18 protein-coding genes and 2 tRNA genes are annotated in these 21,946 nt (G+C 35.4%); 16 read left to right on the forward strand and 4 right to left on the reverse strand.

Annotated features, from left to right (window positions below; all coding sequences use genetic code 11):
* Positions 1-222 precede the first annotated feature (222 nt).
* Positions 223-879 (forward strand): fructose-6-phosphate aldolase, encoded by a 657-nt coding sequence (fsa, locus tag ACXR6G_RS13005; protein WP_458361869.1) that lies wholly within the window; start codon positions 223-225, stop codon positions 877-879.
* Positions 880-1,213: 334 nt separating this feature from the next.
* Positions 1,214-1,825: an L-threonylcarbamoyladenylate synthase gene (locus ACXR6G_RS13010; RefSeq protein ID WP_458361870.1), complete on the forward strand. Its 612-nt coding sequence runs from the start codon at positions 1,214-1,216 to the stop codon at positions 1,823-1,825.
* Positions 1,826-1,897: 72 nt separating this feature from the next.
* On the opposite strand, the gene ACXR6G_RS13015 is transcribed toward ACXR6G_RS13010, so the two are convergent.
* Both ACXR6G_RS13015 and ACXR6G_RS13020 read right to left on the reverse strand, forming a co-directional pair.
* The gene (locus ACXR6G_RS13015; RefSeq protein ID WP_458361871.1) at positions 1,898-3,046 is read right to left on the reverse strand and encodes a DUF4831 family protein; all 1,149 of its coding nucleotides are present in this window, start codon (positions 3,044-3,046) and stop codon (positions 1,898-1,900) included.
* A 50-nt stretch (positions 3,047-3,096) separates the two neighbouring features.
* Positions 3,097-4,608: an NAD(P)H-hydrate dehydratase gene (locus ACXR6G_RS13020; protein ID WP_458361872.1), complete on the reverse strand. Its 1,512-nt coding sequence runs from the start codon at positions 4,606-4,608 to the stop codon at positions 3,097-3,099.
* A 225-nt stretch (positions 4,609-4,833) separates the two neighbouring features.
* On the opposite strand from ACXR6G_RS13020, the gene ACXR6G_RS13025 reads away from it, so the two are divergent.
* The 4 genes from ACXR6G_RS13025 to hemH all read left to right on the forward strand — a co-directional run bounded on the left by ACXR6G_RS13025 (position 4,834) and on the right by hemH (position 8,893).
* Complete coding sequence (locus ACXR6G_RS13025; protein WP_458361873.1) at positions 4,834-6,372, forward strand: peptide MFS transporter; 1,539 nt, start codon at positions 4,834-4,836, stop codon at positions 6,370-6,372.
* 189 nt (positions 6,373-6,561) lie between these two features.
* Entirely contained in the window at positions 6,562-6,861 is a 300-nt protein-coding gene (locus ACXR6G_RS13030; RefSeq protein ID WP_458361874.1) for a DUF6787 family protein, read from the forward strand.
* A 48-nt stretch (positions 6,862-6,909) separates the two neighbouring features.
* Positions 6,910-7,809 carry an oxygen-dependent coproporphyrinogen oxidase gene (gene hemF / locus ACXR6G_RS13035; RefSeq protein ID WP_458361875.1) on the forward strand — a complete coding sequence of 300 codons (900 nt, stop codon included), beginning with the start codon at positions 6,910-6,912 and terminating at the stop codon, positions 7,807-7,809.
* Between the two features lie 70 nt (positions 7,810-7,879).
* Entirely contained in the window at positions 7,880-8,893 is a 1,014-nt protein-coding gene (gene hemH / locus ACXR6G_RS13040; RefSeq protein ID WP_458361876.1) for a ferrochelatase, read from the forward strand.
* Positions 8,894-9,129: 236 nt separating this feature from the next.
* On the opposite strand, the gene aspA is transcribed toward hemH, so the two are convergent.
* A complete protein-coding gene (gene aspA / locus ACXR6G_RS13045) occupies positions 9,130-10,536 on the reverse strand; it encodes an aspartate ammonia-lyase (protein ID WP_458361877.1) in 1,407 nt (468 codons plus the stop codon).
* Positions 10,537-10,897: 361 nt separating this feature from the next.
* Positions 10,898-11,404 (reverse strand): DUF4494 domain-containing protein, encoded by a 507-nt coding sequence (locus tag ACXR6G_RS13050; protein ID WP_458361878.1) that lies wholly within the window; start codon positions 11,402-11,404, stop codon positions 10,898-10,900.
* A gap of 400 nt (positions 11,405-11,804) precedes the next feature.
* Here ACXR6G_RS13050 and ACXR6G_RS13055 point away from each other — a divergent pair.
* From ACXR6G_RS13055 to ACXR6G_RS13100, 10 genes are all read left to right on the forward strand, one after another.
* Positions 11,805-11,878: transfer RNA gene (locus tag ACXR6G_RS13055), tRNA-Met, on the forward strand.
* 184 nt (positions 11,879-12,062) lie between these two features.
* A tRNA-Met gene (locus ACXR6G_RS13060) sits at positions 12,063-12,136 on the forward strand.
* Between the two features lie 319 nt (positions 12,137-12,455).
* Positions 12,456-12,830: an START-like domain-containing protein gene (locus tag ACXR6G_RS13065; RefSeq protein ID WP_458361879.1), complete on the forward strand. Its 375-nt coding sequence runs from the start codon at positions 12,456-12,458 to the stop codon at positions 12,828-12,830.
* Positions 12,831-12,987: 157 nt separating this feature from the next.
* A complete protein-coding gene (locus tag ACXR6G_RS13070) occupies positions 12,988-14,448 on the forward strand; it encodes an LptF/LptG family permease (protein WP_458361880.1) in 1,461 nt (486 codons plus the stop codon).
* Positions 14,441-14,902 carry a nuclear transport factor 2 family protein gene (locus ACXR6G_RS13075; protein WP_458361881.1) on the forward strand — a complete coding sequence of 154 codons (462 nt, stop codon included), beginning with the start codon at positions 14,441-14,443 and terminating at the stop codon, positions 14,900-14,902. Before ACXR6G_RS13070 ends, ACXR6G_RS13075 begins: the two co-directional genes overlap by 8 nt.
* A gap of 42 nt (positions 14,903-14,944) precedes the next feature.
* Positions 14,945-15,112, forward strand: coding sequence for a DUF5522 domain-containing protein (locus tag ACXR6G_RS13080; RefSeq protein ID WP_275124366.1), 168 nt, complete (start codon positions 14,945-14,947; stop codon positions 15,110-15,112).
* Positions 15,113-15,123: 11 nt separating this feature from the next.
* Complete coding sequence (fmt, locus tag ACXR6G_RS13085) at positions 15,124-16,101, forward strand: methionyl-tRNA formyltransferase (RefSeq protein ID WP_458361882.1); 978 nt, start codon at positions 15,124-15,126, stop codon at positions 16,099-16,101.
* Positions 16,102-16,479: 378 nt separating this feature from the next.
* Entirely contained in the window at positions 16,480-18,252 is a 1,773-nt protein-coding gene (locus ACXR6G_RS13090) for an AMP-dependent synthetase/ligase (RefSeq protein WP_458361883.1), read from the forward strand.
* Between the two features lie 36 nt (positions 18,253-18,288).
* Entirely contained in the window at positions 18,289-20,691 is a 2,403-nt protein-coding gene (locus tag ACXR6G_RS13095; RefSeq protein ID WP_458361884.1) for a 3-hydroxyacyl-CoA dehydrogenase/enoyl-CoA hydratase family protein, read from the forward strand.
* Between the two features lie 51 nt (positions 20,692-20,742).
* Positions 20,743-21,918, forward strand: coding sequence for an acetyl-CoA C-acyltransferase (locus ACXR6G_RS13100; protein WP_458361885.1), 1,176 nt, complete (start codon positions 20,743-20,745; stop codon positions 21,916-21,918).
* Positions 21,919-21,946 lie beyond the last annotated feature (28 nt).

The following is a 21,946-nucleotide window of genomic DNA, read 5'->3' on the forward strand; positions in this document are numbered from 1 at the left end:
ATAGCTCAGTTGGCCAGAGCAGCTGATTTGTAATCAGCAGGTCGTCGGTTCGAATCCGGCTACCGGCTCAAAACAAGAAAAAAAGAAAGTCGATCGGCTTTCTTTTTTTCGTTTATAGAAAAATCACTCTCTCCTTCCTAAAAGAACAATCCGTTCATCTTTGATGGTCAAAAAAAATAATGTATTTTCGATCATCATTAACCAACCCAAATCCCAAATAACATGAAATTTTTTATCGATACAGCAAATCTCGATCAGATTAAAGAAGCCCAGGATCTAGGTGTACTAGATGGCGTAACAACCAATCCTTCTCTTATGGCTAAAGAAGGCATTAAAGGCACTGATAAGATCAATCAACACTATGTAGACATTTGCAATATCGTTGACGGTGACGTAAGTGCTGAGGTAATTGCAACTGATTTTGAAGGCATGATAGAAGAAGGTGAAGAATTAGCTGCTTTACATCCTCAAATCGTTGTTAAAGTTCCATGTACAAAAGCTGGTATTAAAGCAATAAGGCATTTAAGTTCTATGAATATTAGCACTAACTGCACACTAATTTTCTCAGTGGGACAGGCCTTATTAGCTGCTAAAGCAGGTGCAAGCTACGTTTCTCCATTCGTTGGTCGTTTAGACGACATAGGAACTGATGGAGTCGATCTGATTCGCCAAATTGCCAACATGTTCAACTACTACGGTTTCGAAACGGAAGTATTAGCTGCTTCGATTCGACACACGATGCACATTTTACAATGCGTTGAGGCTGGTGCCGATGTAGCAACTTGTCCATTAAATGCCATTACAGGTTTATTAAACCATCCTTTAACTGATAAAGGCCTGGAGCAATTCCTTGCAGATTACAACAAGCTAAACAGCTAAGTTGATATCAGAATTCACAACGAATAAGGAGCGCTATGCTCCTTATTTTGTATACGCATGTTTCAAACAATCACAAATTTAAACGACTCCATTTTTATATTAAATCATCAACTTCTGATCAAAAAGGCCCTTACTCCTCCCAATAAAACATGCGATATGCTTTAAATATTATTCTTATAATAAAGTATTTCCCAATCCATGATCATATAAAACAGACACTTACATATTAATGTTCGCATTTGGTTAAATAGAAAAAATCATGATTATTAAATCCATATCTACCTGAATTTGAAGGAAACTTATACCTTTAAGCAAAATATTCTAATAATCGAACATGCTACTTAAACTCTACCCCGATAATCCGAACTACAAAGAGTTTCGGAAAATTGCAGAAATTCTACGAGAAGGTGGTGTTATTATCTACCCTACGGATACAGTTTACGCGATGGGTTGTGACATTACAAACAATAAAGCCATTCAGAAAATAGCTAGATTAAAAGGTGTAGCAGCAGATAAAGCAAACTTTTCAATCATCTGTAACAATCTAAGCAATTTGTCAGAATATGCTAAGGTAGATAATAGCATTTTTAAGATGATGAAGAAAAATCTACCAGGAGCTTTCACCTTTATTCTTCCTGCTAGCAGTAATCTTCCTAAGCTATTTAAGAGTAAAAAGAAAAGTGTAGGAATTAGAGTACCCGATCATTATATCCCACTGGGCATTGTGGAAGAACTTGGAAATCCAATTATAACTACTTCCATCCATGATCCAGATTCAGTTATTGAATACACCACCGATCCGGAACTCATTCATGAGAAATACAGCAGAGATGTTGATTTAGTTATTGATGGTGATTTTGGACGCAATGTGGCTTCAACAATAATCGATTGTACTGCAGGTGAAATTGAGATTATCCGTGAAGGTATAGGTGAATTGATATATTAAACCCGAGTTTATATAACAAGAAGAGGGAAAAACACCAGTTTTTCCCTCTTCTTGTTTTAAAATTATCTAAACTTATTTCTGTTTAGAAATACTTTTTATAGCTCCGGTCTTAGGATAGAATTCAATTCTATACCCTTCATGCATCAAGACCTGTGAAGGCATAGTCATTACCTTTCCAAACTGAGCAATAGTATGATTTCCTTTATACAAAACATCCCTCCCTTTTATTATAACCACAGCTTGGCCAGGGATTCTATAATGAATTAATGAATTAGCAAGAACGTTAGGATCCTGAGGCAAAACAGGAAGTTCTGAGGTAACTGCAAGGTTTTTAAACTCTATACGAACAGGTACAGCTTTCAAATCACTCACATCAACAAGTCCCTTCGATGATGAAATACGGAAAAGAACGCCTCCCTTATCATTAGCAGCAGGCTTATAAGTAAATTGTCCGCTTTCCATCACACTTACCTCTTTACCTAGAAAAAGTGCCAAATATTCCTTCTCCAACTTATCCAATTCTCTAACAATAATTTCGTAAGCTTTGCCATCAGGAGGTAAAACCTCATAATTGGCAGTAAGAATCTTAAAACGACGCTTTCTCAATTTAAATAACTGATGAGCTGCCTCTTTAGCCTTATCTTCAATCGATTTTGCAAAAGCTACTTCTTTCAACTCTGGCACCTTTATGAAAGCTGTATCAGTTTCAACCACTTTATAAACCGTATCCTTCTTGATCAACAAATTAGGGTCAATCGAGAATTTTCCATATTCAATTTGAACTTCAACATTTTCATTTATAGAAGTAAAAGCCATTTCCTCTTCCACATTAGATATATTCATATTAAAACCATGAATCAAACCTTCAGGTGTTAACTGAATTAAATTAGGCTTATAATTCCCTACACTTGTCAGTTTATAAAAATTCTGGGGATCAACTTCACATTTCTCAGAAACAGCAATAGATTTTACATTCCATTTAATCGCATCAGATGTTATCTTAGGGGTAATACCAATATATTTCTCAGAAAAGCTAGCAAATGGCCCTACTTTCTGGATCTTCTTTTCTACAAGGACATCAACATTTAAAACTGTTTGCGGCAAAGCATAAACAACAGTTGACGGTACATCTAAATCAGCTCTTCGTTTTTGAGCTTCTACTGTAATAAACTGCATGCTAAACGCAGCTACCAGCATCATTTTTACTACTAGTCTAAACATCTTCTTTTTTATTTCAATTATATTAAAAGACTACACTCAAGTTTTCTTTTTTAAGATCTAAGATTCTTCCAAGCTTCAGGCAAAAATTTCACAATATCACTTGCAATTAAGGCATCTTCACCAACTTCCTCAGCAGCTAAATCACCAGCTAAGCCATGCACATATGTTCCAATAAGTGCAGCATGCAACGAAGAATAAGCTTGTGCTAACAAAGATAATATTATTCCCGTGAGAACATCACCACTTCCTGCAGTTGCCATTCCTGGATTTCCAGTAGGATTAAAATAACAACGTCCATCTTCATCAGTTATTGCAGAAAAAGCGCCCTTTAAAACCATCACCACCGATTGTTCTTTTGAGAAAGCCCTCTGTTTCTCATTTCTATCAAAAGCACCTCTACTCTTTCCAAGTATTCTTTCAAACTCTTTCATATGTGGCGTAAGTATTGTGCCCTTAGGCAATATCGCCTTCATTCCCTTATTAGCTCCAATAATATTAAGAGCGTCAGCATCCAACACCAATGGCTTCTCACATTCACGGAGCAATTCTTCTAGAGCTCTGGTTGAATTACACTTCGTATCTATTCCAGGTCCAATACCTATTGCATCGAAGTTTTCTAAATCAGGATATTCCGTAAAAATAATATCCGAACGATCGATACTCACCATAGATTCGGGAACAGCCGTCTGCATAATATCATAACCCAAACGAGGAATATGCGTACTCAACAAACCAATACCTGATCGCAAACAGGCTTTAGAAGCTAAAATAGCAGCTCCCATTTTCCCATAGCTCCCACTAATTAATAAACCATGCCCATATGTTCCCTTATGACTAAAGCGCTGACGTTTTATTAGTAAACTTTTAATAAAGCATTCTTCAACTAACTGATAGGGACTTACCAATTCATCGATAATGCAAGGATGTAAACCAATAGGCAAGACTTCCCAGTCTCCTACACACGCATCACAGTCGGGAAATAGAAACGACAGTTTTGGAAATTGGAAACTAAGAGTATGATCAGCATGAATGCAATTATCAAGCTTATTATCAGAATTATCTTCCCCAAATAAACCGGATGGCATATCAATGGATACAACTTCAACGTCTGTATCATTAATTATTTTCACCACATCTTTCACTAAACCATCCAACGGTCGAGATAAACCAGAACCAAACAAAGCATCTACCACTATACATTCTTCCATAAGAATCGGAAAATTTTCTAAGCTTGTAATCTCAATAACAGAAACAGCATTCTGATTCTTCAATCGATCAAGATTCATCTGACAATCTGTGGATAAATGCCTACTTATTTTAACAAGATAGACCTCCACTTGAAAATTCGCTTTAGCAAGCATCCGTGCCAAAGCCAAACCATCACCTCCATTATTGCCGGGTCCAACAATTATTTTGAAATTTTGATTTTCAGAATATCGCTTAATGATCCAATCATATAATTTCAAAGAAGCTCTCTCCATCAAATCAATTGAAGATATAGGTTCATTTTTAATTGTATAAGCATCAATTTCAGCAACTTGTTTCGAACAAAATATTTTCATCTATTTGGTAATTGTGTTGAACTTATCGATTTAATAAATTAGCGTACTAAATCGTGGAATCATTGATCTCTCTATCAAAGATAAAAACTTTAAAGATTGCATATTACGGAAACGTTTTAAATAATACCATAAACGTATAAATACGCCTCAGCCTTGTAATATTTTTATATATTTGTCCATCTCAGAAAACAAGTAAAAACTATTAATAATTAAAACAAACAACTTATGTTTAAAGGACATCCTAAAGGTCTGATTCCTGCCGCTTTAGCAAATATGGGCGAGAGATTCGGATTTTATACCATGATGGCTATTTTGGTATTATTCTTACAAGCTAAATTTGGTTTATCAGGAACTGATGCTGGTTACATCTATTCTGGGTTCTATTTCTCAATTTACATTCTTGCTTTAGTAGGTGGTGTTATTGCTGATAAGATTCAAAACTTTAAAGGGACTATTTTTGTTGGTTTGATTCTTATGAGTGTCGGATACCTAATTATGGCTATTCCTACACCTACTCCAGTTGCTAATGTTCCACTTTATTTAAGTATTTCAATAGGAGGATTATTTGTAATCGCTTTTGGTAACGGTCTATTTAAAGGTAACCTTCAGGCTTTGGTTGGTCAAATGTATGACAATCCTAAGTTTGGTGCAATGAGAGATTCAGGTTTCTCTTTATTTTATGCTTTCATAAATGTAGGTGCTATTTTTGCTCCTTTTACTGCTATTGGTGTTCGTAACTGGTGGTTGAGTAAATCTGGTTTCAAATATGATGGTAGTTTACCTGAATATTGCCATTCTTTCCTTAGTGGTTCTTTAACTCCAGAATCAGAAGCTAATTTTAGAATAGCTGCTGAAAAAACTACAGGAGGTAGTATTGCTGATTTAACATCTTTCTCTAATGAGTACTTAAATGTATTTAATGAAGGTTTCCATTATGCTTTTGGAGTTGCAATTATTGCAATGGCAATCTCTACTGTTGTTTACTTGGTAAACAAAAAGAATTTCCCAGATCCAAAAGTAAAAGCGGCTCCAGGTGAAATTACTGACGAAATTAAAATGGAAGCAAAAGAAGTTGCTCAAAGAATGTATGCTTTATTAGCAGTATTCGGTGTGGTGATTTTCTTCTGGTTCTCTTTCCACCAAAATGGATTAACTCTAACAATGTTTGCTAGAGATTATACGGATCTTAGTCTATTAGTATTTTCTTTAGGCGGAATTACATTTAAGGGTGCCGAAGTATTTCAAGCTATGAATCCAATATTTGTAGTAGGACTAACTCCTGTTCTAGTAGCTATATTTGGTTACCTAAGAAATAAAGGAATAGAACCTTCTACTCCAAAGAAAATTGCTATCGGTATGGGTATTGCTATGCTAGGTTTTGTTCTTATGATGCTTGGATCATTTGGTTTACCATTATTTAATGAAGTAAGCACTTCTAACGGTGGAACTCCTCTAGCTGACATAAACCGTGTAACTCCTTTTTTACTTGCTGGTACATACTTTATTCTTACTGTAGCTGAGCTTTTCATTAGCCCAATGGGAATATCATTTGTTTCTAAAGTAGCTCCTCCTCAGTATCAAGGTTTGATGCAAGGTGGATGGTTAGGTGCTACCGCTTTAGGAAATGGTTTATTATTTATTGGCGCAATACTTTATGAGTCTATTCCTGTTTGGATGACTTGGAGTATTTTTGTTATTGCTTGTGCAATTTCAATGACTACAATCATGTTTATGATTAAATGGTTGGAGAGAGTTGCTAAATAAGCATATCTTCCAATAATATATAATGAAAGGATGTCCTATTGGGCATCCTTTTTTTTGCTCTATACTCTCATAAATAATTACAATAATAATCTAAAACTATATTTAAAGACAAAGAAGTATTTTATTCTATCTTTGAGTCAATATATAACCATGTATTTTAATCATTGGGAATTCATTAACAAAAGATAAATGCTTCAAAAACTTAAAAATAGATGGCAGATTGAAAATAACTTTCAACTGACTCTTATACTCCTTACCTTTTCTGTAACTGGATCTCTTTCGGTAATGGTGCGTCGCCCCATATTTGAATATCTAGGTATTGATGCAACAACAAGCCTTTGGGTAAAAATTCCAATGAGTATTCTAATCATCACACCATCCTACCAAGTTCTACTCATTATTGTAGGTTCAATTCTTGGGCAATTCAGATTCTTTTGGGCTTTTGAAAAGAAAATGCTTAGTCGATTTCGCTTCGGTAAGAAGAAATAATTAAAGGCAACTGAAAAGTAGAATAAAACAACTGATTAAATCGTTCAAATGACTAAAGAACAAATAGCTGATCAATTTAAAGCACTCCAAGATACAATTACTCAAACCATTGAAAGTACCGATGGAAAAGCCAAGTTTGAAGAAGACATTTGGGATAGAGATGGTGGCGGTGGCGGTCGATCTCGCGTTATATCCAATGGTAAGATTATAGAAAAAGGCGGCGTCAACTTCTCTGCGGTTCATGGCTACTTACCCTCAAAAATTAAAACAAAGCTAAAAGTGAATTGCGATGAGTTTTTTGCTACTGGTGTATCTCTTATCATGCATCCAGAAAATCCTCATATTCCCATTATTCACATGAATGTTCGGTACTTTGAGCTTAAAGATGGGACTTATTGGTTTGGTGGAGGAATTGACTTAACTCCTATTTATATCGACAAAAAAGAAGCGGCTGATTTTCATCAAGCACTTAAATTGGTTTGTGATAAACACCATTCAGAATTCTATCCAAAATTTAAAACATGGGCTGATGATTATTTCTACCTAAGCCATAGAGAAGAGACACGAGGTGTGGGCGGTATCTTCTTTGATCACTTAAATGAATCAGAAGGGCTATCAAAAGAAGAATTATTCAATTTTGTAATAGAAATTGGGCAACTCTTTGCACCTCTTTATGCGGCTATCATGAAAAAGAAAGTTGATACGCCTTACAACGAGCAGGAAAAAGATTGGCAACTTCACAGACGAGGACGCTATGTGGAATTTAATCTTCTGCAAGACAAAGGAACTCGCTTTGGCATTGACACCAACGGACGTGCTGAATCTATATTAGTAAGTATGCCTCCTGAAGTAAAATGGACATATCAATATGAAATTAAAGACGGTTCTGAAGAGGCAAACACCATCAATCTACTAAAGAAAGGTATCAACTGGCTTCAATATCTATAGAGCGAGTTTTGGAATCTTGCTGATTGAGTCATTTTTAATATCTTCACAAAAGATCTATCTATAATTCAATATGAATAAAAAAACGACTATTCTTCTTATTAACCTTGGCACACCCAATAGTCCAAGCGTCAAAGATGTTCGATCTTATTTGAAAGAATTCCTAAACGATAAAAGGGTCATTGATATTCCATGGCTTCTACGTAAATTTTTAGTCAATCTGATTATCATTCCATTCAGGGCTAAAAATTCTTCCAAAATATATAAAGCACTTTGGACTCCTGAAGGATCACCATTGATGCTATATGGAGAGAAGGTGAAAAGCATGTTGCAAGAAGAGCTTGGTAATGACTACAAGGTCGAATTGGCTATGAGGTATAAGGAACCATCACTCCCTAGTGTTTTAGCTAGAATAAAGAGCGAGATGCCTGAGCGATTAATTGTTTTTCCAATGTATCCACAATACGCTTCTTCATCTACCGGTTCAACTATCGAAAGGGTAATGGAACTGATGAAATCTTGGGAAGTAATTCCAGAGGTTAATATCATCAATCAGTTTTTCGAGGATCCTGATTACATCAAAATTATTGCCAATAATGCATTGAAACATGATTTGACAAGTTTTGATCACTTTGTATTTTCGTTCCATGGCTTGCCTATCAGACAAATCAACAAAGTACATCCTCATCGAAATTGCAAAACTTGCGATTGTGATAAGGAATTTAAGCGCGAAACCGATTACTATTGCTATAAAGCAACTTGCTACGAAAATGCAAGGCTAATTGCTAAGGAACTGAATATTCCACAAGATAAATATACCGTTGCCTTTCAATCGAGATTAGATAAGGATTGGCTTGAGCCATTTGCCGATAAACTAATGGTTAAACTGGCAAAAGAAGGTAAGAAAAATATCATGGTATTCAGTCCTGCCTTTGTTGCAGATTGCTTGGAAACAACCATAGAAATTGGCGGTGAATTTACGGAACTATTCAAAGAGAATGGTGGCGAAAAACTCGTATTGGTTGAAAGTTTAAACGATAATCCTGATTGGATTAAGACAATCAAAAAAATAGTTCTCAACCAATAAAAACATTCTTAATAATATCACGATTATCAAAAGACTCCCTAAAAAGGAAATAAATCTCCATAATATCATAATTTTCAGAATTGAAATATTTAATTCTGTAATTCTATGAATTCCTTTTACTTTTCTTTCATAATTGTCTTTTAATACAACGCTATTTTAGGACTATACAGACATTCAAATATAAAAAAAGAGCCATCCCAAAGGATGGCTCTTTCTATATATTGTAATCCTAAGGATTAAGCCTTAATAAATTTCTGTGGCTTGATCATACGCTCAGGAGCAAGAATCTCATCAAGCTTCTCTTTAGTCAATAATCCTTCTTCAAGAATCAAATCGTAAACAGATCTGTTTTCAGCCAATGCACGCTGGGCAATTCGAGAAGATGCTTCGTAACCTAAAGTTGGGTTTACTGCAGTAACAATACCGATAGAGTTCATCACCATATCTCTACAATGATCAACATTAGCAGTGATGCCATCAATACAACGCTCTCTTAATGTAGACATTGCATTCTCCAACATCTCCATCGACTCGAATAAAGAACGAACAATAACTGGCTCCATTACGTTTAATTGTAATTGACCTGCTTCAGATGCAAATGTTACAGTTAGGTCGTTACCAATAACTTTATAAGCAACTTGGTTTACAACTTCTGGGATAACAGGATTTACTTTTCCTGGCATAATAGAAGAACCTGGTTGCATTGCAGGTAAGTTGATCTCATTGAATCCACAACGTGGACCCGAAGAAAGCAAACGAAGGTCGTTACAAATTTTAGAAAGTTTGATAGCCAAACGCTTCACTGCTGACGAGTACATTACGTATGACCCAGTATCAGGAGTAGCCTCAATAAGGTTACCAGCCAATACAATAGGCATACCTGTAACATCACACAAATGCTTAACACATAATCCTGAATACTCAGGCTCAGAGTTAATACCTGTTCCGATAGCAGTAGCACCCATGTTTACTTCAAGGAATAATTTAGCATTTTGATTCAAACGCTCAATTTCTTCGCTCAAGTTTTCAGCCCAAGCTTCGAATTCCTGACCCAATGTCATAGGTACGGCGTCTTGCAACTGAGTACGACCCATCTTGATAACATCGCTAAACTCAACACCTTTTGCTCTAAATGAAGCAACAAGTGTTGTTAAATTAGCAACTAGATCTTCGTTCATCAACATCAAACCAATTTTAATACCTGTAGGATAAGCATCATTGGTAGATTGTGAAAGATTCACATGATTGTTTGGGTGACAATATTTGTACTCCCCTTTTTCATGTCCTAGAATCTCTAAAGCACGGTTAGCAATTACTTCGTTGGCATTCATATTGGTCGAAGTACCAGCACCACCTTGAATCATATCAACAGGAAAATGATCTACCAATTTCCCATCTATAAGTTCTTCACAAGCAGCAATAATTGCATTGGTTATTTCGTCAGACAATAATCCCAAATCGTTGTTTGCTTTTGCAGCAGCCAACTTAACGATAGCCAAAGCTTTGATGTATTTTGGATATGCACTCAGTTTAACACCACAAATATCAAAGTTTTCAATTGCTCTTAGGGTTTGAACTCCATAATATGCCTCAGCACAAACTTCTCTGTCTCCTAATAAATCGTGTTCTTTTCTAGTCTTCATATTGTATGCTTTTGCTAATTATCAACACTCGAAAAAGGCTAATAACTAGCGTCATTTTATAGATAACTTTATGCAACAAATGTAAAGCTTCAATCAGATTTTGTCCACTTTTTCAATGCAATTTCAATATTTTTCTAAAACAAAATCAAACCTCGACATATATCATTGATATACAGAATACTGAGTCACACATAAAGACAAAGATAATTCACATAAATAAGAAAATCAAAAATGTTTTTCAACAGAAAACAAACGTTTCCGTAAAAATCCAATGCAAATTTTAGTTGGTATCAAGATAGAACAATAAAAAAGGAGCTACTTTAAAAAGCAGCTCCCCATTCGATTCTATTTATGTAGGTCTTTATTCGAAATCTGAAGAAGCCGTTTCAATTTCAGAAATTGGTTTTAAATTTCCAGGAATCTCCTCATTGATTTCATCCTTAAAGAAAGGAAATACATCCATTATAGGACTCTCAGTAACCGATGGAATTTCAAAAGGAACAATCATGTCACTTAAACCTTCAGTAAGGTACTCATAGGCATCTTTTACATTATTGGCCTCAACCAACATATAATTATTCGATTTCTTCTCTTTACCTGATTCCTCATCTACAGTAACGAAACTCGTCTTAGCTTTAAACCAACGATCTCCATTCTCATTAGGAAACAATTCACTGATATTCGACTTACTTATATTAGTCACAATAAAATCACTATGAATCATTTTCTCTAATTCAGTATGAATACGAGCTTCTGATTCCGTAAAAGAGACGGCATCTATCAAGTAAGGTTCTGTTACTTTCTTCTCTTTTCCGTTTTCATCAATTTTAACGTACTTCACTTTACATTCAAACCAATTGTTAGTCATAGTATTGTGTTTTATATGATTTAAAATTCAAAATTATCTCCTTTTTGAAAGGCAGACAAAGATACTATTATCACAGTAAAATCAACCGATAAAAACGATCATTAAATTATTGCCTTAGAATTGTTTTTTTTTAAAATAAATCAACAACAAATCTCAAATTGGCTTTTTTATTGAACCTCGATTGAAATAAAACAATCTAGAAACACCAATAAACATAGGCTTATATCCGCTTTCATTAAAAAATAAGCTTGGGAGTAAAATATTTCAAAAAAAATATTTGGAGCTAAGTCTCTAATATACAAAGACACCTATTCTCACGAAAAATATTTTTAAACAAAATTCATGATCATCCTTTTTTTTATTCAGAAATGCCTTTATATTTGCATCGCAATTGAGAAACGGCGAGGTAGCTCAGTTGGTTAGAGCGCATGATTCATAATCATGAGGTCGGCGGTTCAACCCCGCCTCTCGCTACTCAAAAAGGCTTAGATTTTTCTAAGCCTTTTTTTTTTGGACATCAGTTCCAAAAAAAATAATTCTTCACAGAAGCCTCTATTTTAATAGGTTTCAGAAGCCATTCAATCAAAATTCCAAAAAATCAAAAAAAAGATTTTTATAATTGAAAATAGATACTATATTTGCATCGCAATTGAGAAACGGCGAGGTAGCTCAGTTGGTTAGAGCGCATGATTCATAATCATGAGGTCGGCGGTTCAACCCCGCCTCTCGCTACTCAAAAAGGCTTAGATTTTTCTAAGCCTTTTTTTTATACTTCTCTTTCAGAATCTTTTCAAATTACTCTTAAAACAAGATACGACCACTAATTATAATTATTTTTTGTATATCTTATACAAAATAAAGCTAGCAAAAGCACTAATCCCTTAGTTTTATACCCATATTTAGAATAAGTAACAAAAGATAATTATATTAAATAATATTTGCTATTTTTGAGCGCAAATATTAGAGGACACATTGGAGATGCGATATAAAAATCAGGCATCTATAGAATAAAGATTTAGGAATATTTCAAATTGACAAGAAAACAAAAAACATGACAAAATACGATTTAGAATATGTCATTCGCGCTTCACAAAAGCTATTGTTTGAACGCTTAAGTACTTCGAGTGGCTTATCCGAATGGTTTGCAGATAATGTGAATCAAAAAGGAAAAATTTTCACTTTCGAATGGGAAGGATCTGAGCAAAAAGCTGAGATGATCCATAAGAAGGATAATCAGGTCATAAGATTTCATTGGCTAGACAGCGAGGATGAAGACTCTTATTTCGAATTCAAATTTGAAATTGATGCCTTAACCAACGACTTGTCATTAATCATTACCGATTTTGCCGATGAAGATGAAATTGAAGAAAACATGGAACTCTGGGACTCTCAAATTTCGGAATTGAAACATGTGTTGGGTGCATAATTTTTAACACTCAAAAACATATATTCCTGATAAAATATTTTATTTTTGTACCTATAAGACCAGACTCATTTTCACCTGGTCTTTTTTTTGCATTATAAAATAAGCTTGTATTAAGTCAATCAAACTCGTTTGATACTTATTCTTGAATACCAGATCCATGAAACGACTACACTCCTTTATACTAAAAAGCTTTTTAGGTCCTTTAACATTTACCTTCCTTATCTGCATGTTTGTTTTGCTCATGCAATTCCTATGGCGCTATATTGATGAATTTGTAGGTAAAGGTTTAGACTGGACTGTAATTATGGAGTTTATGTTCTATGTTTCAGCTACGCTTGTGCCCATGGCACTTCCCCTTGCCATTCTTTTGGCATCCATTATGTCTTTTGGAAACATGGGAGAAAACTATGAGCTGATTGCCATGAAGGCTGCAGGAATTTCCTTGCAGAGAATAATGCGTCCCCTAGTCATTCTGGTCATATTCATTGGTTTGGGAGCTTTCTATTTCTCCAATTACGTCATGCCAGTTGCTTCGCTTAAAACCAGCGCTCTTCTTTACGACATCAAGCATCAAAACCCTGAATTGATTTTGAAAGAAGGTATTTTCACCAGTGACTTAGATGGTTTTGGCATTAAGGTTGGCCCCATCAATAAAGAAACAGGTATGATTCACGATCTGTTGATCTATGATCATAGAGATGGTCAGGGAAATAATCAGGTAACTGTTGCTGACTCAGGTGTCATGTCAACCAGTGCTGACAAGTTGTTTATGGATCTAACTCTTTATAGTGGTATCATGTATAAAGATGTGAAAAAAAGGAAACGTAAAGATAAAGAAAAACACCCATCTCAAAGGGTTAAATTCGATTTATACAAAACCACAATTAGCTTACCTGGTAACGAACTAAAAAGAACCGATGAGGATAAATTCCGAAATTCGTACCGAATGCTAAATTTAAAGCAACTTTCTAATCAAAGAGATACGCTTGAAGATCAATTACAAGATGAAAAGGATAGGTTAGCTCATCAGTTATCTAGCTATCAATATTTCAAAAAAGAAAGCAAAGCATCACGTAAAGATTCGACTCGTCAAATCCTTTTAAATGCTAAAACCTGGAGTGCAGATTCATTATATCAGCATCTAAACTTAAGTGATAAACTAACATCAGTTGGAAATGCTTTAAGTTATAGCCGTAAGTCAAAGGATCGTATTTCAAGAAACATATCGATTCAAAAATCCAAACAAAAATGGATTCAGAAACACGTAAACGAATGGCATCGTAAATTTACTTTGTCTTTCGCTTGTATTATCTTTTTCTTTATTGGAGCTCCACTTGGTGCTATCATCAGAAAAGGTGGTTTAGGAATGCCTGTTATCGTTTCTGTTCTATTCTTTATCATCTACTATATCATTTCGATGACTGGTGAAAGAGCAGCTCGAGAACTTGCCTTATCCCCATTTATGGGGATGTGGATTTCTTCATTAGTGATTCTCCCATTGGGTATTGTTCTTACTTATAAGGCAACAACCGATTCTGGCATCCTAAATATTGATTCTTACATCAACTTCTTTAAAAAGATTAATCCGATTAAACTTTTTTCTAAAAAAGATGCTTAAGCAAATACTATTCATCATTGCATTATCACTTTCTTTAGGAGCATGTCAAAACGAAACGACAACAGCCCCTAAAGACATAAATACACTTCTAGACAATTGGCATCTAGCTGCCACCAACGCTAATCTTGATGCATATTTTTCAGCCTTAGATGACCATGCGATTTATATCGGAACTGATGCATCTGAAAGGTGGACAAAATCAGAATTCTTCAACTTTTGTGAACCTTATTTTAAAAAAGGGAAAGCTTGGGATTTTAAAGCATTCGATAGAAAAATCTATTTCTCTGAAGATGGGAAGACTGCTTGGTTCAACGAATTACTCAACACCTGGATGGGCGTTTGCAGAGCCTCTGGGGTTCTACGTTTAAAAGATGGGAATTGGAAGATTTCACATTATCACCTTTCAGTTACAGTTAAAAACGAGAAGATGGAACAATTTCTGGAAGTCCAATAGATTCGTTTCTAGAGAATTAATTCATTCAAATTACACAATACCATGTTCGACGATTTAAAACCAGATATAGATTACTATATGAGCCCAGATGGCTATCGTATTTTAACACATAAATACTTAAGTGAAAGAGGCTATTGTTGCGGAAACGGATGTAAACATTGTCCATATTTCCCAAAGCATACCAAAGGTAATCGAACATTAAAAGAATAAAAAAGACCGATATGACTAAAAATAGCTTACGAATTATTTATATGGGAACTCCTGAGTTTGCAGTAGCGCCTCTTGATGCTTTAATTGAAGCTGGATGCAATGTTGTTGGGGTTATTACAAATCCTGATAAGCCTGCCGGTAGAGGACAAAAAATTCAAGAGTCAGCGGTCAAAAAATATGCCCTTGAGAAAGGTCTTCCTATTCTACAACCTGAAAAATTTAGAAATGAGACATTCCTCGCTGAACTAAAAGCTTTAAATGCAGACTTACAAGTAGTCGTTGCATTCAAGATGTTACCTGAAATGGTCTGGGATATGCCAAAATATGGCACTCTAAACCTACATGCGTCTTTACTTCCTCACTATCGTGGAGCTGCTCCTATCAATTGGGCAATTATGAATGGCGACAAGGAATCAGGCGTATCAACCTTCCTCTTACAAAAGGAAATTGATACCGGGAATGTTATTTTCCAAGAGAAAGTGAGTATTGGAGAAAATGATAATCTTGAAACTCTTCACGATAAGCTAATGGAAATTGGTTCAAAACTAGTTGTTAAAACCATTAGAGCAATTGAGGCAAATGATTATCCTCAGGTTCCTCAAGAAGATTTGGTGAGAGAAGATGAAATACTAAAAGTTGCTCCAAAAATATTTAAAGATGATTGTAAGATTAATTGGTCTTCATCAATCGAAAGTATTCACAACCACATTAGAGGTTTAAGTCCCTATCCTGCCGCTTGGACAGAACTAGGTGATACTAATAATAAAAAAGTTGCAGTTAAAATTTATGCAGCAAATAAAGAACTTGAATCTCACTCCCACCCTGTTGGAACACTTTTAAGTGACAAAAAAACGTACTTTAAAGTTGCAGTTGATGGTGGTTTCCTAAACCTTATAACCATTCAAATGGCAGGTAAAAAGAGAATGAAAATTGGAGATTTCCTAAGAGGATTTCAGCAAATCGACAATTACAAGCTTATAATAGACTAGTCAATAAAAGAATATAATATACAGAGCTTATCTCAGAAGAGATAAGCTCTTTTTTTTTGTAATACAAGCATATCAAAAATCAGAATATCGTTAACAAATCTATTCAGCCCGACTAGAGCGAACAAATTCCTTCCAAATAAGGATATAGGCCATTCAAAAAATATTTTTCCATTTCAAAAAAGTTTTGCTTAACTTTTAATAAGGATCTAAAAGAAATCCTCATTTCATAGCGAAACAGTTTTACCGATTTGTGCAGTTGAGTCTCGCTATCTTTAATTTATAAGTCTCGTCAGTCTTATGAATTTCCCCTCTGTCATTAGTATACTTTTTATAGGCATACGCCAACTTAAAGTCATTTTAACACGAAAACATAGGCTTATGGTATCGCGCATATTCGATTTATTAGATAATTATCAAGAACATTTCTCTGATAAAAAATCTGCTCTAGTAAAGAAAGAAAATGGGGAATGGATTAGTTTTAGTACTCAAGACTATATCCGTAATGCAAACCTATTGTCCTATGCTTTTCTCGAATTGGGTTTCAAGAAAGGAGATCGTGTTATAAGCATATCTAACAACCGACCCGAATGGAATTTTTTGGATATGGCATTATCGCAAACCGGCTTGGTACACGTCCCACTTTACCCTACAATTGGAAGCAAGAGTTACAATTTTATTATTGAACATTGCAAGCCTGTGGCTATTTTCGTTGCAGATGAAACACACTATGCCAAAATTCAAGAAGCTTTAGGTAGTCAAGATACTATACCAAAGGTATACGCATTCAATGAAATTAATGGAGTTACTAACTGGGGAAAATTAGTTGAACTAGGAGAAAAAGTAGAAAACAAACTAAAAGAAAATCTTATCGAGATAAAAAAAAATATCTCACCCAAAGATTTATTAACAATCATTTACACCTCAGGAACGACTGGTACACCAAAGGGAGTTATGCTTTCACATCACAATTTCCTAAGTAATGTGCTGGCCTCTGCGGAACGACTAGTCCTGAATTCTTCTCATAAAGTACTTAGTTTTCTGCCCATAAATCATGTGTATGAGAGAATGGTTAACTACCAATATCAATACAAAGGCTTAAGTATCTATTATGCCGAAAGTATGGATACGATTGGTGATAACTTAAAGGAAATAAAACCGCATGGCTTTGCAACTGTGCCTCGCCTTTTAGAGAAGGTCTACGATAAAATTATGGCTAAGGGTAAAAGCTTAAGCTTCGTAAAACGTATCCTATTCAACTGGGCCGTAAACTTAGGCTACCGATATGAATTGAATAGAGCCAATGGAGAATGGTATGAATTTCAACTAAAAATTGCAAGAAAACTCATCTTTATCAAATGGCAAGAAGCATTAGGGGGGAATATCTTATTTATGTGTTCAGGGGGTGCTGCACTTCAAGTTCGATTAGAACGTCTGTTTTGGGCGGCAGGCATTCCTGTTCAGGAAGGATATGGTTTAACGGAAACCTCTCCTATTATAGCTGCCAATCAAAGCACTTGGCCTGATATCCGATTTGGAACTGTAGGACCGCTTTTAAAAGATGTAGAAGTTAAAATTGCAGATGATGGCGAAATACTGGCTAGAGGTCCCAATATTATGCTTGGCTATTATAAAGATCCTAATTTGACCAATCAAGTTATCGATAAGGATGGCTGGTTTCATACAGGAGATATTGGTTGTATTGAGGAAGGTCGATTTTTAAAAATCACAGATAGAAAGAAAGAGATATTTAAAACATCTGGAGGAATTTACATTGCACCACAAGTAATGGAAAACAAGCTGAAAGAATCGCCATTTATCGATCAAGTGATCGTGATTGGAGAATCAGAACGATTCCCTGCTGTAATTATTTCACCAAATTTTGAATTTTTAGAATCCTACGCTAAACATAAATTCATCACCTACAGTGATAGAGAACAGATCATTAGTAATCATCGAATCATAAAACGTATTTGGCGTGAATTGATAAAAAACAATAAGAGTTTTGATCACCCCAAACGCATAAAAAGCATGCGCTTAGTAACAGATACCTGGGCACCAGAAACGGGAGAACTATCACCAACACTTAAATTAAAGCGTAAGGTTCTAAGACAAAAGTATCGAGATATCATAAAAGATATTTATACGAACTAATCATATTCTATCTATACAATTTCAAATTCCGAACATATGAATTTCAAAATAAAAAAGATTGCTGTACTTGGAGCTGGTGTCATGGGAGCTCAAATAGCTTGTCATTTTGCCAATATTGGAATAGAAGTCTTATTGCTTGATATAGCCCCAAAAGATCTTAATGAGAAAGAACAAAAGCTGGGACTTGATTTGAATCATCCACAGGTTAAAAATAGAATTACAAGCGAACTTTTTAATCGAACCCTAAAACTAAAGCCAGATCCTTTATATAAAAAGGCATTTGCAAAAAGAGTCAGTCTCGGAAATTTTGATGATGACCTGCCCAAAATTGCGGATTGTGATTGGATAATTGAAGTTGTGGTAGAAAACCTTGAGATAAAGAAGAATCTCTATGAGAAAATTGAACTCTACAGAAAAGAGAACACACTAATTACCACGAACACGTCTGGAATTCCAATTCAAATATTAACTCAGGGAAGAAGTGAAAATTTCAAACAATATTTCTGTGGAACTCACTTTTTTAATCCACCACGATATTTAAAATTATTGGAGATTATTCCAGCAAAAGAAACTCTTAAGGGAGTATTGGACTTCCTCTCCCACTTTGGAGAACGATTTCTTGGAAAATCAGTCGTTTCATGCAAGGACACTCCTGCATTTATTGCTAATAGAGTCGGTATATATTCCATGATGTCAGTTGTACATTTAATGGAAGAAATGGATTTATCAGTTCAAGAAATAGATAAATTAACAGGTATTATTATTGGTCGACCAAAATCAGCAACCTTTAGAACTTGTGATGTAGTCGGCTTAGACACCTTAGTTTTTGTCGCCCAAAACTTGCAAAAAGTTTTAGTTCATGATGAAGCTAAGGACACCTTTTTAGTTCCTGATAGTATTCAAAAAATGATAGAGCTAAAATGGCTGGGTTCCAAAACAAAACAGGGATTCTATAAAAAAGTAAAAGGAGAAGATGGTCAATCAGAGATACTAAGCTTAAATCTTGATACGTTTGGATATCAGGCAAAACAAAAATTAAAGATTCCAGAGTTTGAAAAAGCAAAAGTGCTCCCTAAATTAACAAAGCGAATTAAAAGTTTGATTTCGGGCAATTCAAAAATCAATCTATTTTACCAGAAACTCTTCTTTGGACTTTTCACTTATATCTCGCATCGTATTCCTGAGATAACAGATGATCTATATAAAATTGACGAAGCCATGTGCGCTGGATTTGCATGGGAAATAGGCCCATTTGAAATTTGGGATAGTTTGGGACTTGAAAAAACCATTCCTCAAATGGAAAAACTCGGTATGAAACCAGCTGCCTGGATTTATGAAATGATGGAGAAAAAAGAATCATTCTACCAGCTTCAGGATGGACACCAGCAGTATTACGATATCAGCTCCAATAAACATATCACAATTCCTGGATCTGAACAATTCATTTCACTAAAGAACATCCGTTCGAGTCAAACATTATGGAAAAACGAAGGCTGTAGCATTATCAATCTAGGTGATGGCATCATTAATTTAGAATTTCATTCTAAGATGAATACCATAGGCAGTGAAATCATTCAAGGCATCAACAAAGCCATTGAAATGACTAACGCAGATCATCAAGCTCTTATCATTTCAAACGAAGGTGATCATTTCTCTGCTGGTGCAAATATAGGTTTGGTTTTCATGTTGGCTATCGAACAAGAGTATGAAGAGTTGGACATGGTTGTAAAAACGTTCCAAAACACCATGCTAAAGCTCAAGTACGCACCATTCCCTGTTATAGCTGCTCCCCATAATATGGCTTTAGGCGGCGGTTGTGAAATTACCATGCATTGCGATAAGGTTATTGCACATGCCGAAACCTATATCGGCTTAGTTGAGCTTGGAGTTGGTGTTATCCCTGCAGGTGGTGGCTCGAAAGAGTTTGCCTTGCGTTTATCCAACGAAATGAAAACCGATGATGTCCGAATTAACCGATTTAGAGATAAATTCCTAACCATCGGACAAGCTAAAGTTTCGACTTCAGCTCATGAAGCCTTCGATTTAGGTTATCTCCGAAAAGATGTGGACGAGATTGTCGTTAGTAGAAAGCATCAACTCAAATATGCAAAACAAGCTGCTTTATTAATGATAGAAAAAGCTTATACGCCTCCTATTCCTCCTAAGGATATTACTGTTCTTGGCAACGAAGGACTTAGTCTGGTTTATTCAGGTGCAGATGGCATGCAAGTTGGAAACTTCATTTCAGAATACGACAAACACCTTTCAATTGAACTTGGTAAAATACTTAGTGGTGGTGAATTAAATGAACCTTCTCAGGTTTCCGAGAATTATCTTTTAAACCTAGAACGAAAAACCTTTGTGAAACTTTGCCAACAGAAAAAAACCTTAGAACGTATGCAAAGCCTATTACAAAAAGGAAAAATTTCACGAAACTAAATCTAGTAAATAGCATCCTATTCAATAGATCAACCTATAATACCAATTACTATGACCGCATATATAATAGCCGCAAAACGAACAGCAGTTGGAAAAGCAAAAAAGGGCAAGCTACGTTTAATTCGTCCTGATGATTTGGCTGCGAGAGTTGTTCAAGATATCATGAAGAGTTTTCCGATGATTAACAGTAAGCAAATTGATGATGTTATTGTTGGAAATGCAATGCCAGAAGGTGAACAAGGCTTAAATATGGGCAGAATGATTTCATTAATGGGCTTGAATACTGTCACTGTTCCAGGTATGACTGTGAATCGATATTGCTCTTCTGGACTAGAATCCATAGCTATTGCTGCCTCAAAAATTGAGATGGGACTAGCAGATTGTATTTTGGCTGGTGGCGCTGAGTCCATGTCAATGATACCCATGGGTGGATGGCGTGTAGTACCTAATCTGGACATTGCCCAAAATAATCCGGATTGGTATTGGAATATGGGGATAACTGCCGAGGCGCTACAGAAAAAATACAATATTTCACGTGAAGATCAGGATGAATTCGCATACCACTCTCACAGAAAGGCTATTGAAGCCATTAATAACAAACGCTTTGCAGAAGAAATTGTACCTATTACACTTATTGAAAAATTTGTAAATGAAAACGACATATTAGAATCTAAAGAACATACAATTTCGCAAGATGAAGGTCCTCGAAAAGATACGACAATAGAAGGCTTAAGCAAACTAAGACCTGTGTTTGATATGAAAGGAAGTGTAACGGCTGGAAATTCATCTCAAACCTCAGATGGAGCTGCTTTTGTGTTAGTTGTATCTGAAAAAATGTTGAAGGAGCTTAATGTTGAACCTATAGCCCGCTTCGTTAATTATGCCGTTGCCGGTGTAGAACCTAAACATATGGGAATTGGGCCTATTGAAGCCATACCTAAAATCTTAAAAAGAACAGGTCTGAAAATGAATCAAATTGAACAACTGGAATTGAATGAAGCATTTGCTGTTCAAGCCTTAGCAGTTATGCGGGAACTCAATATAAATCCTGAGATTACCAATATAAATGGAGGTGCAGTTGCATTAGGTCATCCTCTAGGCTGTACTGGAACAAAGCTAACTGTACAGTTGATTCACGAAATGAAAAAGCAAAAACAAAGATATGGCATGGTAAGTATGTGTGTTGGATCAGGGCAAGGTGCAGCAGGTATATTCGAAGTGTTCTAAACCGCAGAAAAAAATCACACTATCATAT

It is taken from the genome of Ancylomarina sp. YFZ004, from assembly GCF_054254355.1.

What these genes read in the sequence shown, in the direction of transcription:
- fsa (WP_458361869.1), top strand. Translation starts at nt 223, where the DNA reads ATGAAATTTTTTATCGATACAGCAAATCTCGATCAGATTAAAGAAGCC.
- ACXR6G_RS13010 (WP_458361870.1), top strand. Translation starts at nt 1,214, where the DNA reads ATGCTACTTAAACTCTACCCCGATAATCCGAACTACAAAGAGTTTCGG.
- ACXR6G_RS13015 (WP_458361871.1), bottom strand. Translation starts at nt 3,046, where the DNA reads ATGTTTAGACTAGTAGTAAAAATGATGCTGGTAGCTGCGTTTAGCATG.
- ACXR6G_RS13020 (WP_458361872.1), bottom strand. Translation starts at nt 4,608, where the DNA reads ATGAAAATATTTTGTTCGAAACAAGTTGCTGAAATTGATGCTTATACA.
- ACXR6G_RS13025 (WP_458361873.1), top strand. Translation starts at nt 4,834, where the DNA reads ATGTTTAAAGGACATCCTAAAGGTCTGATTCCTGCCGCTTTAGCAAAT.
- ACXR6G_RS13030 (WP_458361874.1), top strand. Translation starts at nt 6,562, where the DNA reads ATGCTTCAAAAACTTAAAAATAGATGGCAGATTGAAAATAACTTTCAA.
- hemF (WP_458361875.1), top strand. Translation starts at nt 6,910, where the DNA reads ATGACTAAAGAACAAATAGCTGATCAATTTAAAGCACTCCAAGATACA.
- hemH (WP_458361876.1), top strand. Translation starts at nt 7,880, where the DNA reads ATGAATAAAAAAACGACTATTCTTCTTATTAACCTTGGCACACCCAAT.
- aspA (WP_458361877.1), bottom strand. Translation starts at nt 10,536, where the DNA reads ATGAAGACTAGAAAAGAACACGATTTATTAGGAGACAGAGAAGTTTGT.
- ACXR6G_RS13050 (WP_458361878.1), bottom strand. Translation starts at nt 11,404, where the DNA reads ATGACTAACAATTGGTTTGAATGTAAAGTGAAGTACGTTAAAATTGAT.
- ACXR6G_RS13065 (WP_458361879.1), top strand. Translation starts at nt 12,456, where the DNA reads ATGACAAAATACGATTTAGAATATGTCATTCGCGCTTCACAAAAGCTA.
- ACXR6G_RS13070 (WP_458361880.1), top strand. Translation starts at nt 12,988, where the DNA reads ATGAAACGACTACACTCCTTTATACTAAAAAGCTTTTTAGGTCCTTTA.
- ACXR6G_RS13075 (WP_458361881.1), top strand. Translation starts at nt 14,441, where the DNA reads ATGCTTAAGCAAATACTATTCATCATTGCATTATCACTTTCTTTAGGA.
- ACXR6G_RS13080 (WP_275124366.1), top strand. Translation starts at nt 14,945, where the DNA reads ATGTTCGACGATTTAAAACCAGATATAGATTACTATATGAGCCCAGAT.
- fmt (WP_458361882.1), top strand. Translation starts at nt 15,124, where the DNA reads ATGACTAAAAATAGCTTACGAATTATTTATATGGGAACTCCTGAGTTT.
- ACXR6G_RS13090 (WP_458361883.1), top strand. Translation starts at nt 16,480, where the DNA reads ATGGTATCGCGCATATTCGATTTATTAGATAATTATCAAGAACATTTC.
- ACXR6G_RS13095 (WP_458361884.1), top strand. Translation starts at nt 18,289, where the DNA reads ATGAATTTCAAAATAAAAAAGATTGCTGTACTTGGAGCTGGTGTCATG.
- ACXR6G_RS13100 (WP_458361885.1), top strand. Translation starts at nt 20,743, where the DNA reads ATGACCGCATATATAATAGCCGCAAAACGAACAGCAGTTGGAAAAGCA.